Origin of the sequence: Pseudomonas sp. CCOS 191 (genome assembly GCF_001007005.1) — a bacterium.
GTDB classification, from domain to species: Bacteria; Pseudomonadota; Gammaproteobacteria; order Pseudomonadales; family Pseudomonadaceae; genus Aquipseudomonas; species Aquipseudomonas soli.
Map to the genome: position 1 here is coordinate 4,289,845 of NZ_LN847264.1, position 14,342 is coordinate 4,304,186.

Below are 14,342 nucleotides of genomic sequence, written 5' to 3' on the forward strand. Positions count from 1 at the left end.
AAGTCGTGTGTGCCGAACGCCGTTTCCGGCAGCCCGGAAACCGACGGTACAACATGAAAAGAATGCTGATTAACGCAACTCAACCCGAAGAGTTGCGTGTAGCCCTGGTGGACGGCCAACGCCTCTACGACCTGGACATCGAGTCCGGTGCCCGTGAGCAGAAAAAGGCCAACATCTACAAAGGCAAGATCACCCGGATCGAGCCCAGCCTTGAAGCCGCCTTCGTCGACTTCGGCTCCGAACGTCACGGCTTCCTGCCGCTGAAGGAAATCTCCCGCGAATACTTCAAGAAAGCCCCTGAAGGCCGGGTCAACATCAAGGAAGTCCTGAGCGAAGGCCAGGAAGTCATCGTCCAGGTCGAGAAGGAAGAGCGCGGCAACAAAGGCGCCGCCCTGACCACCTTCATCAGCCTGGCCGGCCGCTACCTGGTGCTGATGCCAAACAACCCGCGCGCCGGCGGCATCTCCCGCCGCATCGAAGGCGAAGAGCGCAACGAGCTGCGTGAAGCACTGAACGGCCTGACCGTTCCGGGCGACATGGGCCTGATCGTGCGTACCGCTGGCCTTGGCCGCAGCAGCGAAGAAATGCAGTGGGACCTCGACTACCTGCTGCAGCTGTGGACCGCCATCAAGGAAGCCTCGCTGGACCGTACCGCGCCGTTCCTGATCTACCAGGAAAGCAACGTCATCATCCGCGCCATCCGCGACTACCTGCGCCAGGACATCGGCGAAGTGCTGATCGACAGCATCGACGCCCAGGAAGAAGCCCTGACCTTCATCCGCCAGGTGATGCCGCAGTACGCCAGCAAGGTCAAGCTGTACGAAGACAGCGTGCCGCTGTTCAACCGCTTCCAGATCGAAAGCCAGATCGAGACCGCCTTCCAGCGCGTTGTCGACCTGCCGTCCGGCGGCTCGATCGTGATCGACCCGACCGAAGCGCTGGTTTCCATCGACATCAACTCGGCGCGCGCCACCAAGGGCAGCGACATCGAGGAAACCGCCCTGCAGACCAACCTGGAAGCGGCCGAAGAGATCGCCCGCCAGCTGCGCCTGCGTGACATCGGCGGCCTGATCGTCATCGACTTCATCGACATGACCCCGGCGAAGAACCAGCGCGCCGTCGAAGAACGCGTGCGCGAATGCCTCGAGGCCGACCGCGCCCGTGTGCAGGTCGGCCGCATCTCGCGCTTCGGCCTGCTGGAAATGTCCCGCCAGCGCCTGCGCCCATCGCTGGGCGAGAGCAGCGGCATCGTCTGCCCGCGCTGCTCGGGTACCGGCATCATCCGTGACGTCGAGTCGCTGTCGCTGGCAATCCTGCGCCTGATCGAGGAAGAAGCCCTGAAGGACCGCACCGCCGAGGTGCGCGCCCAGGTGCCGATCCCGGTGGCCGCCTTCCTGCTCAACGAGAAACGCAACTCGATCACCAAGATCGAACTGCGCACTCGCGCGCGCATCATCATCCTGCCGAACGATCACCTGGAAACCCCGCACTTCGAAGTTCAGCGCCTGCGCGACGACAACCCGGACGTGCTGAACAACCAGTCCAGCTACGAAATCGCCTCGGCCGAGACCGAAGAAGCCCCGCTGCCGACCGCCACCCGCACCCTGGTACGCCAGGAAGCTGCGGTGAAGACCGCACCAGCCCGCGCCAACGCACCGGTACCGGCCGCCGTCGAAGAGCAGCCAGCCGCACCCGTGACAGCGGCGCCTAGCGTACCGGAGCCAAGCCTGTTCAAGGGCCTGGTCAAGTCGCTGGTCAGCCTGTTCGCCGGCAAGGAAGAACCTGCCGCCGCACCGGCCGTCACCACCGAAAAACCGGCCACCGAGCGTTCGCCACGCAACGAAGAGCGCCGCAACGGTCGCCAGCAGAGCCGCAACCGCAATGGCCGCCGCGAGGAAGACCGCAAGCCGCGTGAAGAACGCAGCGAGCGCGCCCCGCGTGAAGAGCGCCAGCCACGCGAAGAGCGTGCACCGCGTGAAGAACGCGCCCCACGCGAAGAGCGTCAGCGCCAGCCGCGCGAAGACCGCCGTGGCAACCGTGAAGAGCGCGTGCGCGAACTGCGTGAGCCCCTGGATGCCGCACCGGCCCCGGCCGCCCGCGAAGAACGCGCCCCGCGTGAAGAGCGTGCACCACGTGAGGAACGTGTAGCCCGTGAAGAGCGCGCACCACGTGAAGAACGTGCCCCTCGCGAAGAGCGCGCGCCACGTGAAGAACGCGCACCGCGTGAAGAACGTGCACCGCGTGAAGAACGCGCACCACGTGAAGAGCGTGCACCGCGTGAAGAACGCGCCCCTCGTGAAGAGCGTGCGCCACGTGAAGAACGCGCTCCGCGTGAAGAGCGCCAGCTGCGCCCTGAGGCGCAGGCCGTCGAACAGGCCGCCGAGCTCGCCGAAGAGCAACTGCCGAACGACGAACTGCTGCAGGACGAGCAGGAAGGCGCCGATGGCGAGCGTCCGCGCCGCCGCTCCCGTGGCCAGCGTCGTCGCAGCAACCGTCGTGAGCGCCAGCGCAATGCCAATGGCGAGCTGATCGAAGGCGACGAAGACGCCGGCGAAGAGCAGCAGCCACAACAGCACCAGGCCACCGAGCTGGGTGCTGAACTGGCCGCCGGCACTGCCGTCATCGCCGCCGTTGCCACCAGCAACATCAGCGCCGATGCCGAAGCCCAAGCCAACCAGCAGGCCGAGCGCGCCAGCGCCGCTGTCGCCGAAACCCAGGTGGAAATCACCGAGGTCGTGGCCGAGCAGGTCGCCATCGCCCCGGTGGTCGAGCAACCGGTCAGCGAGCCAGTGGTCGCCGTCGAGCCGAGCATCGAACCGGTGGTCGAAGTAGCGCCGCAGCCAGTGGTCGAAGAAGCCCCTGCCGAGCAGCCTGCCGTCGTCGCCGAGGCGGTGCAAGCCCCTGCCGTGGAAGCCGGTGAAATCGAGCAGCCGCAGGTAGTCGAAGCCACCGTGGTCGAAGCCCCGGTAGCCGAGCAGCCTGTAGCGGTCGTCGAGCCAGTGGTCGAGGCCCAGCCGGAAGTGGCTGAAGCACCTGCCGCCGAGCCTGCGCCGATCGTTGCCGAGCAGGCGCCCGAGGAAGCACCGGCCCCGGTCGAAGCGCCTTCGGCGATGCTGGCCAACGGCCGCGCCCCGAACGACCCACGTGAAGTGCGTCGCCGCAAGCGCGAAGCCGAAGCTGCAGCCGCCGCTGCCGCCCAGGCCGCTGCCGAAGCCGCCCCTGCGCAAGCGCTGGAAACCGCCGATGAGCACAAGCCTCATCACGGTTGATAGCCTCGGCTGAATGAAAAAGCCCCGCCAGTGCGAACTGGCGGGGCTTTTTCTTTGCCGGGATGGTAACGGCTCTATTGGTGATCCGGGCTTGCCCCGCGATAGAGTCAGTACAGGTTCGGCTCCATCTCCAGCTCGACCCCAAAGCGCTCAAGGATATCCGCCTGGATCCGCTGCGCCAGCCCATGCAACTGCGCCCCGCTCGCCTGGCCGTAGTTGACCAGCACCAGCGATTGCAAACGGTGCACACCGGCATCGCCATCGCGATACCCCTTCCACCCCGCCAGCTCGATCAACCAGCCGGCCGCCAGCTTCACCTGGCCGTCGGCCTGCGGATACGCCACCACGCCAGGATGCTCGGCACGAATGCGCTCGGCCAACGCAGCAGGCACCACAGGATTCTTGAAGAAGCTCCCGGCGTTACCCAGCTCAGCCGGATCCGGCAGCTTTTCCCGACGAATACTGCAGATCGCATCGCTGATCGCCTGCGCGGTCGGCTGCTCGATACCCTGCTCCGCCAGGCGCTGACGCACCGGGCCGTAGTCCAGGTGCGCCTGCAACGACCGGCTCAGCGCAAAGCGCACGCGCAGGATCAGCCAGCGGCCCGGATTGCGCTTGAACAGGCTGTCGCGATACCCGAAACCGCACGCCTCCAGCGAGAAGTCACGCAGCTCGCCAGTCTCGCGGTCCAGCGCGGTCAAGCCGGCGAACACGTCCTTGATCTCCACGCCATAGGCGCCGACGTTCTGCATCGGCGCAGCGCCGACGGTACCGGGGATCAGGCTGAGGTTCTCCAGCCCGCACAGACCCTGATCGAGGCTCCACTGCACGAACGGATGCCAGGGCTCGCCGGCCTCGGCCTCGACCACCACGTGCTCGCCGTCATCGCTGAGCAGGCGTCGCCCACGGCTGGCCATATGCAGCACCAGGGCGTCGACATCGCGGGACAGCAGCAGGTTGCTGCCACCGCCAATGACCAGCACCGGCACCTGCCGCGCAGCGGCCTGGGCCAGCGCCTGGCGGGCCTCGTTGTCGTCATGGGCCTGGGTGAAATAACGGGCACTGACGTCGATGCCGAAAGTGTTGTAGGGCTTGAGCGATACCCGCTCCTGCCAGTTCGCCGTCATAACCGCCCCTTGATTTCCACGACCAGCTCATGGCACGCCGCCTCGATCAGGTCCAGGACCTGCTCGAAACCTTCGGCACCGCCGTAGTAAGGGTCAGGCACTTCGTCCAGGGCCGCGCCATAACGGCGCAGGAACAGGTCGAGCTCGCCCGTGGCGTTGTGCGGGCGCAGGGCCTGCAGGTTGCCGAGGTTGCTCTTGTCCATGGCCAGGACCAGGTCGTACTCGGCGAAATGCGCCGCCTTGACCTGCTGGGCGCGCTGGCGCGACAGGTCGTAGCCGCGGGCCAGCGCGGCCTTGCAGGTACGGCTGTCGGGCGCCTTGCCGACATGCCAGTCGCCGGTACCGGCGGAGGCGACGTGCACCACGTCACCGAGGCCGGCGGCCTCGAGCTGATGGCGCAGCACGCCTTCGGCAGTCGGCGAGCGGCAGATATTGCCGAGGCAGACGAACAGAACGCGCATCAGGCCTCCAGCAAGCGCCGTACGCGCTCCAGGTCTTCAGGGGTATCCACACCCACGGCCGGGGCCTCGATGGCATCGGCAACGTGGATGCGCACGCCGTGCCACAGGGCACGCAGCTGCTCCAGCGACTCGGTCTGCTCCAGCCAGCATGGGCCCCAGGCGACGAAGTCCTGAAGGAAGCCCACGCGGTAGGCGTACATGCCGATATGGCGGCGATAAGGAACGCCTTCGGGCATGCGCTCACGGTCCTTGGCAAACGCGTCGCGGGCCCATGGCAATGGGGCGCGGCTGAAGGTCAGGGCAAGGCCGTTCTTGTCGCTGACCACTTTCACCGCGTTAGGGTTGAAGATGGTTTCCGGCGCGTGAATCGGCTCGGCCAGGGTGGCGATGCCGGCCTCGGGGTGCGCGGCAAGGTTGGCCGCCACCTGGTCGATGATCACCGGCGGAATCAGCGGCTCGTCACCCTGCACGTTGACCACGATGGCATCGGCGGCCAGGCCCAGCTGGGCAGCCACTTCGGCCAGGCGGTCGGTGCCCGACTCGTGGTCGGCGCGGGTCAGCAGCACTTCGGCGCCGAACGCCTGGCAGGCCTCGACGATGCTGGCATCGTCGGTGGCAATGACCACGCGGCTGGCGCCGCTCTTGCGCGCCTGCTCCCACACATGCTGGACCATCGGCTTGCCGGCGATCGCCAGCAGCGGCTTGCCCGGCAGGCGCGTGGAGCGCAGCCGGGCGGGGATCACCACGGTGAAGTCCAGGCTCATTTGTCCAGGCGCTCGTCGTCGGTCAGGGTGCGCGCCTCGCTTTCCAGCATCACCGGGATGCCATCGCGAATCGGATAGGCCAGGCCCGCGCCCTTGCTGATCAGCTCGGTCTTGTCGGCGCTGAGCTTGAGCGGGCCCTTGGTGATCGGGCAGGCCAGGATATCGAGCAGTTTGGTGTCCATGGGAGCTTCCTTGAAACGGAAATTGAAAAAGGCTCAGGGCCGGGGGCGGCCAGGCAGCAGGCGATCGAGCTCGGCGTCGAACCAGGCGACGAACGCCTGCGAGGGTACGGCGTCGACCGCCAGGTACCACCAGTCGTCGGCAGCGAACGGCCGGCATTTCACCGCATCCTTCTCGGTCATCACCAACGGCAGCGGCGGGCTGAACGACAGCACTTCGCGGCTATACGGCGCATGGTCGGCAAAGGGGTGCGGCACCGGCTGCCAGTTTAGCCCCAGCAGGGTGTTGAAGAAACGTTGCGGGTTGCCGATGCCGGCCACGGCGTGCAGCGCCTGGCCAGCGGGAAACAGGTCGAGCTCGCGGCGCTCACCGCTGTGCAGGTTGATCAGCGCCGACGGCTGCAGGCGGAAGGCAAAGCCGCCGTCGCGGTCAGCCTCGGCGCCATTGAACAGCACCGCGTCGGCCTCGGCCAGGCGCTCGGCGGGCTCGCGCAACGGGCCGGCCGGCAGGCAGCGACGGTTGCCCAGGCCACGGGCGGCGTCGATCAGGACCAGCTCCAGGTCGCGGGCCAGGCGGTAATGCTGCATGCCGTCGTCGCACAGGATCAGGTCTGGCGCGTCGCTTGCCAGCAGCGCCTGTACGGCGCGGGAGCGGTCGGGGTCGATCACCAGCGGCACGCCGGTGCGCTGGACGATCAGCAAAGGCTCGTCGCCGGCCTGATCGGCGAGCTGGTCGGCGGCGACACGCCAGGGATACTGCGGCGGCTTGGCGCCGTAGCCACGGCTGACCACGCCGACCTTCAACCCCTGCCGGCGGCAGTGCTCGATCAGCCAGAGGATCATCGGTGTCTTGCCGGTACCGCCCACGGTGATATTGCCCACCACGATCACGGGCACCGGGGCGCGGTAGCTGGGGCTGATGCCACTGAGGAAGCGCGCACGCTTGCGCGTCACCACACGACGATACAGCGCCTCCAGCGGGCGCAGCAGGGCCAGGGCCGGGTGCCCGGCATACCAGGCGGCGAGCAGACGGTCGGCGAAGGCCATCAGGGATTGCCCTGCGCGGCCTCGACAGTGGTCATGCGCAACTTGCTGAAGCCGAGCTTGCCGGCCGCATCCATTGCGGTGATCACAGCCTGGTGCGGGGTCTTGCCATCGGCGCTGATCGCCAGCGGCAGGGTGATGTCACCGCCGGACTCCTTCTCGATGGCTTCGGTCAGGGTGGCCAGGTCGCTCTTGGGCAGCAGGTGGTTGTTGACCGAATACACGCCGTCGGCACTGATGGTGACTTCGATCAGCTTGCCATCATCGGGCTGCGCGGGCGCGGCACTGCTTGCTTCGGGCAGCTCGACACGCAGCTGGGTCTCGCGGGTGAAGGTGGTGGTGACCACGAAGAACAGCAGCAGCACGAACACCACGTCGATCAACGACGCCAGGTTGATGTCGACGTTCTCGCGCTGGCGATTGCGCCGGAACTTCACGCCTTGCCTCCAGCCACTTCCACTTCGCGGTCGCCCTGCAGCACCTCGACCAGCTTGATCGCCTCCTGCTCCATGCCCACCACCAGCTCATCGATGCGGCGCAGCAGGAAGCGGTGGAAGAACACCGCCGGGATACCGACCATCAGGCCGGCCGCGGTGGTGACCAGGGCCTTGGAAATACCGCCCGCCAGCACCGCGGCATTGGCGGTCATCTGCGAACCCATGAAGGCGCTGAAGATGTCGATCATGCCCAGCACGGTGCCCAGCAGGCCCAGCAGCGGGGCCATGGCGGCGATGGTGCCGAGGGTGCTGATATAGCGCTCCAGCTCGTGGATGACCCGCGAGGCAGCCTCTTCGATGCACTCTTTCATGATCTCGCGGCCATGGCGCGAGTTGGCCAGGCCCGCGGCGAGGATCTCGCCCAGCGGCGAATCGGCGCGCAGCGCCTTGAGCTTGTCACCGGTGAGCTGCTTGTCCTTGATCCACATCCATACCTGGCCCAGCAGGTGTGGCGGGGTGACACGGCTGGCGCGCAAGGTCCACAGGCGCTCGACGACGATCGCCATGGCGACGATGGAGCTCAGGATGATCGGCAGCATCATCCAGCCACCGGACTTGACCAATTCCCACACAGTAAGCATCCCCTCGGAAAAAGGCCGCCACTCTACCATAGGAGCGCCTGGGGCTCATCTGCCGGAGGTCAGGGAAATCGCTGGGCTTGGCTTGGAAGCTGTGGGGTGGCGGATGCCGAGCGCCGCCCGCGCGGCGCATCGCGGATGAATCCGCTCCTACAGTTGTTGCAACGTGGCCATGCCTGATAGGCCATGGTTGTTAGCCTTGTACGCTCGACGCGATGATTCGGCGGGCATTGCTGCCACCCCACTCATCTCAAGACATGCACCAAGGCTGGCAACCATGGCCTGACAGGTTCGGTACGTTGCAACAGATGTAGGAGCGGATTCATCCGCGATGCGCCGCGCGGGTGGCGCTCGATTTGCGCATCAAAGAAAAACTCTCGACATGCCCCCAAAGCCCTTCTTAATCCCGCCAGTACCGCCGCCCCCTCCGCACACCCTCCACCCCGCCATGACTCCCCAACATCAACCGCAACGCCCCCTCCACCGCCGTGTCATGGATGCTGACTCCATGCCGCCGATAGCGCTCGATCACCTGCGCATGCGGATGCCCGAAGCCGTTGCTCCTCCCCCGCGAAATCATCACCCCGCGTGGCGCCAGCGCCTTGATGAACGGTTCGGTGGACGACGTGCGGCTGCCGTGGTGCGGCGCCTGCAGCCAGTCGACACGCGGATCCTCGCTGGCCGCCAGCCAGGCCCGCTCCGCCGCGGCCTCCATGTCGCCGGCCAGCAGCAGGCGCTCGCCGTTGGCCACCACCCGCAGCACGCAGGAACGGTCGTTGCTGGACGTGCCTTGCGGCCAATGCCACAGCTCGAAATCGACCCCGTCCCAGCGCCAGCGCTCACCACTTTCGCACAGCGCGGCAGGCGCAAGCCCGGCAACCTCCCCGGCCAGCACCCGCGTTACCGGCAGCCCCCGGCGCACCGCCGCCGCCCCGCCGGCATGATCGGCGTGACCGTGGCTGACCAGCATCAGGTCGAGGTGCCTGACCCCCAACCTGCGCAAGGTGGGCAGCACCACGCTCTCGCCCAGGTCGCTGTCCCCATGCGCAGGCCCGGCGTCGTACAACAGCGCGTGATGACGGGTACGCAGCAGCACCGCCAGGCCCTGGCCGACATCCAGCTGCCACACCTGCACCTGCCCAAGGGGCACCTGCTCGCGCGGCGCCCACAAGGCCAGCAGCATCACCGCGCCCGGCAAGCGCAACGGCACGCCCCGAGGCAGCAGCAGCAACAGCGCGCCCAGCGCGACCAACAGCCAGGCCCACAGCGGCAACGGTTCGGGCAGCCATGCAGGCCACTGCCCCGCAAGCTGCGCCAGCAGGCGAAACAGCCCATCCAGCGAAAGCCCCGCCAGCCACAGCAGCCCCTCCCCCACCCCGGGCACCGGCAACGTCGCCGTGCCGAGCAAGGCCAGCGGCAACACCGCGAAACTGATCCAGGGCACCGCCAGCAGGTTGGCCAGCGGCGCCGTCAGGCTGACCGGCAGCCCCAGCGCCAGCAGCACCGGCAACAGGCCCACGGCGATTACCCACTGGGCACGGCTCCAGGCCTGCCAGGGCCGCCAGGCGCCGAGCCGGGCAGAGAAGCACAGCATCAGCACGCCAACCGCGGCAAACGACAGCCAGAAACCCGGCAGCAGGCTGGCCAAGGGATTGATCAGCAACACCCCCGACAACGCCAACAGCAACGGCAATGCTGCCCCCAGGTGCCTGAAGCGCAGGCGCCAGAGCAACACCACCGCCAGCATCAGGCAGGCCCGTTGCACCGGTACGCCGAAGCCGGCCAGCCAGCCGTAGCCCAATGCCGCGGCCATGGCCAGGCCACAAGCCCAGGGCAGCCATGGCCAGCGCGATGGCCAGGCGCCCAGCCGCGCCAGGCCCGCGACCAGGCCGTACACCAGCCCGGCCAACAGCCCGATATGCTGGCCGGAGATCACCAGCAGGTGCACCGTGCCGGTGGCCTGCAGGGTCTGCCAGTCCTCGCGGGCCAGCCCGGCGCCGTCGCCCAGCACCAAGGCCGTCAGCGCCGCCTCGCGCCCATGGGCATCCACGTTCATCAGCCGCTGGCGCACGGCATCGCGCCAGTCCGCTGCTGCCTGCCCGACCTGCTCGCCGGCCTTGACTGAGCCGGTGGCGCCGATACCCCGGGCCAACAACAATGCTTCGCGGTCCGGGCCATGGGGGTTCAGCAGCCCGTGGGGCTGGCGCAGGCTCACCGCCAGACGCCAACGCTCACCGGCACGCAATTCAGGCCCGGCGAACCAGCTCAGTTGCAGGCGCCTGGGCAATTGCGCCCGACGCGACTCAGGATGCTCCAGCTCGAAACGCACGCCACGCTCCGTGCGGGTCGGCAGCCCCACCACCCGCCCCTCCAACCACAGCGTGCGGCCATCCAGCGCCGGGGCCAGGCGATCATCCAGCGCCTGCTGCGCCGACCAGCAGGCCCAGCAGCCACCCAGCACAAACCAGCCCAGCGGCCAGGCCCGCGTACGCAGGCAGGCCAAGGCCAGCAACAGCAACGGAATCAGCCACCCGACCGGCGGCAAAACGGGCAAAAAGCGCAGGCTCAACAGCCCGAGCACCAGCGCCAGCATCCCTGTGCGCATGAGATAGAGCTCCAGAAGCGATCACGACCCCTGAGGCTTAGCCGATTGGCGGGGAAACCCTGCTAATCAATTGTCACAAACTCTGAACGAGGCTGCGTTTCAATCAAGGCATACTAACGCCCTTCAACCCTGCCGGGAGCCCACATGCCGCGCCGTCTGTTCAAACGCTACATGCCGGACCCGACCAGCATCCGCGAACATAAATCCTTACGCTTCTTCGGCAAGCTGCTGCACGACCCCAACCTCTGGCACCTGAATCGCCATTCGGTGGCGCGGGCCATGGGCGTCGGCCTGTTCGCCGCGCTCATTCCCATCCCCATGCAGATGCTGCTGGCCGCCGCGCTGGCCATTCCCGTGCGTGGCAACCTGCCGATCGCGGTGAGCCTGGTGTGGCTGACCAACCCGCTGACCATGCCGCCGGTGTTCTTCGTCACCTACATGACCGGGGCCTGGCTGCTGCAGGTGCCGCCACGCACGCTGCCCGAGTCGATCACCGTCGACTGGGTCACCGAGCAGTTGGCGACGATCTGGCAACCGTTCCTGCTGGGCTCGGTGGTGTGCGGGGTGGTGCTGGGCGTGCTCGCCTACTTCACCACCATGGGGTATTGGCGTTGGTGGGTGGGCCGGCAGTGGCGCCGGCGCCAGTGTCGCTGCGCTGCCAGCCCCAACCAGGGCTCAGGCGCGCATGCCGCGGCCGCTGACCAGCAGGCGCACGCACAGCAGGTAGAGCACCGCGGTGGCCACCAGCATGAAGCTGATCGCCGTGCCAATACTGATATCCGACACCCCTAGGATGCCGTAGCGGAACGAGTTGACCATGTGCAGCACCGGGTTTGCCAGCGACACGGTCTGCCAGAACGGCGGCAGCAGGTTGATCGAGTAGAACACTCCGCCCAGGTAGGTCAGCGGTGTCAGCACGAAGGTCGGGATGATCGAGATATCGTCGAAGTTGCGGGCGAACACCGCGTTGACGAAGCCCAGCAGCGAGAAGATGGTCGCGGTCAGCAGCACCACGATGACCGTCACCCCCAGGTGGTGGACCTGCAGATGGGTGAAGAACAGCGACAGGAAGGTCACGATCACCCCCACTGCCAAACCACGCAACACGCCGCCCAGCACATAGCCGACCAGGATGGTGTGCGGCGACACCGGCGACACCATCAGTTCCTCGATGGAGCGCTGGAACTTGCTGCCGAAGAAGCTCGATACCACGTTGCCATAGGAGTTGGTGATCACCGACATCATGATCAGCCCCGGCACGATGTACTCCATGTAGGTGAAGCCACCCATGTCGCCGATCTGCCGGCCGATCAGGTTACCGAAGATCACGAAGTACAGGACCATGGTGATCGCCGGCGGCAGCAGGGTCTGCGGCCAGATGCGCAGGAAGCGCCGCACTTCGCGGTAGACGATGGTGTTCAGGGCGACCCAGTTGGTGCGCAGTTCCACACTCATACGGCCACCTTCGACAGGTTCTTTTCCACCAGGGACACGAACAGCTCCTCGAGTCGGTTGGTCTTGTTGCGCAGGCTCTGCACCTCGATGTTCTTCAGCGCCAGCTGGCCGAACAGCGCGGTGATGCCGATGTCCTTGTCTACCTGCACCTCCAGCGTGTGCGGGGTGATCAGCCGGCACGGGTAGCCCTGCAGCTCAGGCGCGGCGGGCAGGTCGTGGCGCAGGTCAAGGACGAAGGTCTCGACATGCAGCTTGCCCAGCAGCTGGCGCATGCTGGTGTTCTCGACGATGGTGCCGTGGTCGATGATGCCGATGTTGCGGCACAGCTGCTCGGCCTCTTCGAGGTAGTGGGTGGTGAGGATGATGGTGATGCCTTTCTGGTTGAGCTCGGTGAGGAAGCTCCACATGGACCGGCGCAGCTCGATGTCCACCCCCGCAGTCGGCTCGTCGAGGATCAGCAGGCGCGGCTCGTGGATCAGCGCCCGGGCGATCATCAGCCGGCGCTTCATGCCGCCGGACAGCGAGCGCGAAGGCACGTCGCGCTTGTCCCACAGGCCCAACTGCGTGAGGTACTGCTCGGCGCGCTCCTTGGCCACCTTGGGCGGGATGCCGTAGTAGCCGGCCTGGGTAACGACGATGTCGAAGGTCTTCTCGAACTGGTTGAAGTTGAACTCCTGGGGCACCACGCCCAGGCAGCGCTTGAGCGCCGCGGGCGACCGGTCCAGGTCGTTGCCGAACACGTTGACCGTGCCGCTGGTCTTGTTCACCAGGGTCGAGAGAATGCCGATGGTGGTGGACTTGCCGGCGCCGTTGGGGCCGAGCAAGGCGAAGAAGTCGCCTTCGGCAACATCCAGGTCGATGCCCTTGAGGGCCTGGAAGCCGTTGCCGTAGGTCTTGGTCAGCTGTCGAATGGACAGGGCGGAACTCATGGCGGGTCAGGTACCGATGAAAAAGGTTCGGGACACGCCAGGTAAAGACACTGGCGCAGTGAGTGCGGCCATGGTGCAAGGCCCGGCCGCACAAGTACAGTCACATGTATCGATAGTGACTATCGAAGTGGCGTCACGTCAGGGCGGTCATCACCGCCGCCTGGTAGGCCGGGCGTTGCTTGAGCCGCTCGTACCAGGCTTCGAGGTGATACATGGCCGGGCGTTCAATCGGCATTTCGAACCAGGCGTAGATGAAGCTGCCCAGGGGGATGTCGCCCATGCCGATCTGCTCGCCCGAGAGGTACGGCTGCTTGGCCAGGGTCTCGTCGGCGATGGCCAGCAACTGGGCGCATTGCTTGTGCGCGGCGTTGATCGCCACCCAGTCGCGCTGGTCCTCGGGGGTGCGCAGCAGGCCCCAGAACAGCGGGCGGAAGGGGCCGGCGAAGGACGAGGTGGTCCAGTCCATCCACTTGTCCGCCAGGGCGCGCTGGCGCGGGTCGTCCAGGTACCAGCCCTGCTCTGCACCGTACTCGGCGCACAGGTAGCGCACGATGGTATTGGACTCCCACAGCACCAGGTCGCCGTCTTCGAGCATGGGCACCAGGCCATTGGGGTTCAGGGCCCGGTAGTGCGGTTCGTTGACCACGCCGAAGGCGCCGCCGGCATCGATGGACTCGAAGTCCAGGCCCAGCTCGTGGGCGATCCACAACGCCTTGCGCACATTGCTCGAATTCTTGCGGCCCCAGATCTTCAGCATGGCAACGTCCTTATGAATGCGGGAGGTGGGACAGTCTACTTCAAGTTCGACGACAGGTTTGTAGCGTGTTCGAGATCGAGCGCCGCCCGCGCGGCGCATCGCGGATGAATCCGCTCCTACATTTGTTGCAACGTGGCCATGCCTGATAGGCCATGGTTGTTAGCCTTCTGCGCTCGACGCGATGTTTCGATGGGCATTGCCGCCGTCTCATAGCTTTTGAGCCCTGCGCCAAGGCTGGCAACCATGGCCTGACAGGTTCGGTACGTTGCAACAAATGTAGGAGCGGATTCATCCGCGATGCGCCGCGCGGGCGGCGCTCGATCTCCCAGGCGCAGAATCTCTCTCGGCGAACACCCCAGAGTCCCATGTCAGATATTTCCGAACCTGAAACCAAATGCTTCAGCCAGCAAAGCTTGGGAACTATCCTACGCGCTTGCCGGAAGCCGCCGCGTTGTCGGGGAAATACCCCGGGGATACCTTCACCGGGTCGCCACATTTGGTGACCGGGCGTGAGAAACCCGACTACATATGACAACCAGCGGCTTCGTCATGGTGGCCGTGTGCGGGCAGACTTCGGTCTGACCGGGTTTGTCCTATGTCCCGGTTTTCTCACCTCGTACACGGCCGCCACCCTGACCTCGTGAGAAAGGACCTGAATGGCGGTTTCAATGACCGCA

Annotated in this window: 13 protein-coding genes; 2 read left to right on the top strand and 11 right to left on the bottom strand. The window is 66.3% G+C overall.

Going from position 1 to position 14,342, the window contains the following annotated elements; all coding sequences use genetic code 11:
- Window positions 1–53: 53 nt before the first annotated feature.
- Window positions 54–3,269, top strand: coding sequence for a ribonuclease E (gene rne / locus CCOS191_RS18990; RefSeq protein WP_082120462.1), 3,216 nt, complete (start codon window positions 54–56; stop codon window positions 3,267–3,269).
- A gap of 107 nt (window positions 3,270–3,376) precedes the next feature.
- Here rne and murB read toward each other — a convergent pair whose 3' ends face one another.
- From murB to CCOS191_RS19030, 8 genes are all read right to left on the bottom strand, one after another.
- Complete coding sequence (gene murB, locus CCOS191_RS18995; protein WP_046856540.1) at window positions 3,377–4,396, bottom strand: UDP-N-acetylmuramate dehydrogenase; 1,020 nt, start codon at window positions 4,394–4,396, stop codon at window positions 3,377–3,379.
- On the bottom strand, window positions 4,393–4,857 hold the full coding sequence (locus CCOS191_RS19000; protein WP_046856541.1) for a low molecular weight protein-tyrosine-phosphatase: 465 nt from the start codon (window positions 4,855–4,857) through the stop codon (window positions 4,393–4,395). The genes murB and CCOS191_RS19000 overlap by 4 nt, the downstream gene beginning before the upstream one ends.
- On the bottom strand, window positions 4,857–5,621 hold the full coding sequence (gene kdsB, locus CCOS191_RS19005) for a 3-deoxy-manno-octulosonate cytidylyltransferase (RefSeq protein WP_038705673.1): 765 nt from the start codon (window positions 5,619–5,621) through the stop codon (window positions 4,857–4,859). The genes CCOS191_RS19000 and kdsB overlap by 1 nt, the downstream gene beginning before the upstream one ends.
- Window positions 5,618–5,803, bottom strand: coding sequence for a Trm112 family protein (locus CCOS191_RS19010; protein WP_003247142.1), 186 nt, complete (start codon window positions 5,801–5,803; stop codon window positions 5,618–5,620). The genes kdsB and CCOS191_RS19010 overlap by 4 nt, the downstream gene beginning before the upstream one ends.
- A 33-nt stretch (window positions 5,804–5,836) precedes the next feature.
- The gene (gene lpxK / locus CCOS191_RS19015) at window positions 5,837–6,847 is read right to left on the bottom strand and encodes a tetraacyldisaccharide 4'-kinase (protein WP_046856542.1); all 1,011 of its coding nucleotides are present in this window, start codon (window positions 6,845–6,847) and stop codon (window positions 5,837–5,839) included.
- Window positions 6,847–7,281, bottom strand: coding sequence for an ExbD/TolR family protein (locus CCOS191_RS19020; protein WP_023632003.1), 435 nt, complete (start codon window positions 7,279–7,281; stop codon window positions 6,847–6,849). Before CCOS191_RS19020 ends, lpxK begins: the two co-directional genes overlap by 1 nt.
- Window positions 7,278–7,913, bottom strand: coding sequence for a MotA/TolQ/ExbB proton channel family protein (locus CCOS191_RS19025; RefSeq protein ID WP_046856543.1), 636 nt, complete (start codon window positions 7,911–7,913; stop codon window positions 7,278–7,280). The genes CCOS191_RS19020 and CCOS191_RS19025 overlap by 4 nt, the downstream gene beginning before the upstream one ends.
- A 406-nt stretch (window positions 7,914–8,319) precedes the next feature.
- A complete protein-coding gene (locus CCOS191_RS19030; RefSeq protein ID WP_046856544.1) occupies window positions 8,320–10,524 on the bottom strand; it encodes a DNA internalization-related competence protein ComEC/Rec2 in 2,205 nt (734 codons plus the stop codon).
- A 144-nt stretch (window positions 10,525–10,668) separates the two neighbouring features.
- On the opposite strand from CCOS191_RS19030, the gene CCOS191_RS27585 reads away from it, so the two are divergent.
- Window positions 10,669–11,316, top strand: coding sequence for a DUF2062 domain-containing protein (locus tag CCOS191_RS27585; protein WP_156177663.1), 648 nt, complete (start codon window positions 10,669–10,671; stop codon window positions 11,314–11,316).
- Here CCOS191_RS27585 and CCOS191_RS19035 read toward each other — a convergent pair.
- The 3 genes from CCOS191_RS19035 to CCOS191_RS19045 form a co-directional block, all read right to left on the bottom strand.
- Complete coding sequence (locus tag CCOS191_RS19035; RefSeq protein WP_046856545.1) at window positions 11,200–11,979, bottom strand: ABC transporter permease; 780 nt, start codon at window positions 11,977–11,979, stop codon at window positions 11,200–11,202. The two genes, CCOS191_RS27585 and CCOS191_RS19035, sit on opposite strands and share 117 nt — an antisense overlap.
- Window positions 11,976–12,908: an ABC transporter ATP-binding protein gene (locus CCOS191_RS19040; RefSeq protein ID WP_046856546.1), complete on the bottom strand. Its 933-nt coding sequence runs from the start codon at window positions 12,906–12,908 to the stop codon at window positions 11,976–11,978. Before CCOS191_RS19040 ends, CCOS191_RS19035 begins: the two co-directional genes overlap by 4 nt.
- 133 nt (window positions 12,909–13,041) lie before the next feature.
- Window positions 13,042–13,665, bottom strand: coding sequence for a glutathione S-transferase (locus tag CCOS191_RS19045; protein WP_046856547.1), 624 nt, complete (start codon window positions 13,663–13,665; stop codon window positions 13,042–13,044).
- Window positions 13,666–14,342: the final 677 nt, after the last annotated feature.

Bases quoted from the DNA above. Each gene is read 5' to 3' on its own strand.
- CCOS191_RS19000 (WP_046856541.1), bottom strand. From the start codon at position 4,857: ATGCGCGTTCTGTTCGTCTGCCTCGGCAATATCTGCCGCTCGCCGACT.
- CCOS191_RS19035 (WP_046856545.1), bottom strand. From the start codon at position 11,979: ATGAGTGTGGAACTGCGCACCAACTGGGTCGCCCTGAACACCATCGTC.
- CCOS191_RS19010 (WP_003247142.1), bottom strand. From the start codon at position 5,803: ATGGACACCAAACTGCTCGATATCCTGGCCTGCCCGATCACCAAGGGC.
- murB (WP_046856540.1), bottom strand. From the start codon at position 4,396: ATGACGGCGAACTGGCAGGAGCGGGTATCGCTCAAGCCCTACAACACT.
- CCOS191_RS19045 (WP_046856547.1), bottom strand. From the start codon at position 13,665: ATGCTGAAGATCTGGGGCCGCAAGAATTCGAGCAATGTGCGCAAGGCG.
- CCOS191_RS27585 (WP_156177663.1), top strand. From the start codon at position 10,669: ATGCCGCGCCGTCTGTTCAAACGCTACATGCCGGACCCGACCAGCATC.
- CCOS191_RS19040 (WP_046856546.1), bottom strand. From the start codon at position 12,908: ATGAGTTCCGCCCTGTCCATTCGACAGCTGACCAAGACCTACGGCAAC.
- kdsB (WP_038705673.1), bottom strand. From the start codon at position 5,621: ATGAGCCTGGACTTCACCGTGGTGATCCCCGCCCGGCTGCGCTCCACG.
- CCOS191_RS19030 (WP_046856544.1), bottom strand. From the start codon at position 10,524: ATGCGCACAGGGATGCTGGCGCTGGTGCTCGGGCTGTTGAGCCTGCGC.
- rne (WP_082120462.1), top strand. From the start codon at position 54: ATGAAAAGAATGCTGATTAACGCAACTCAACCCGAAGAGTTGCGTGTA.
- lpxK (WP_046856542.1), bottom strand. From the start codon at position 6,847: ATGGCCTTCGCCGACCGTCTGCTCGCCGCCTGGTATGCCGGGCACCCG.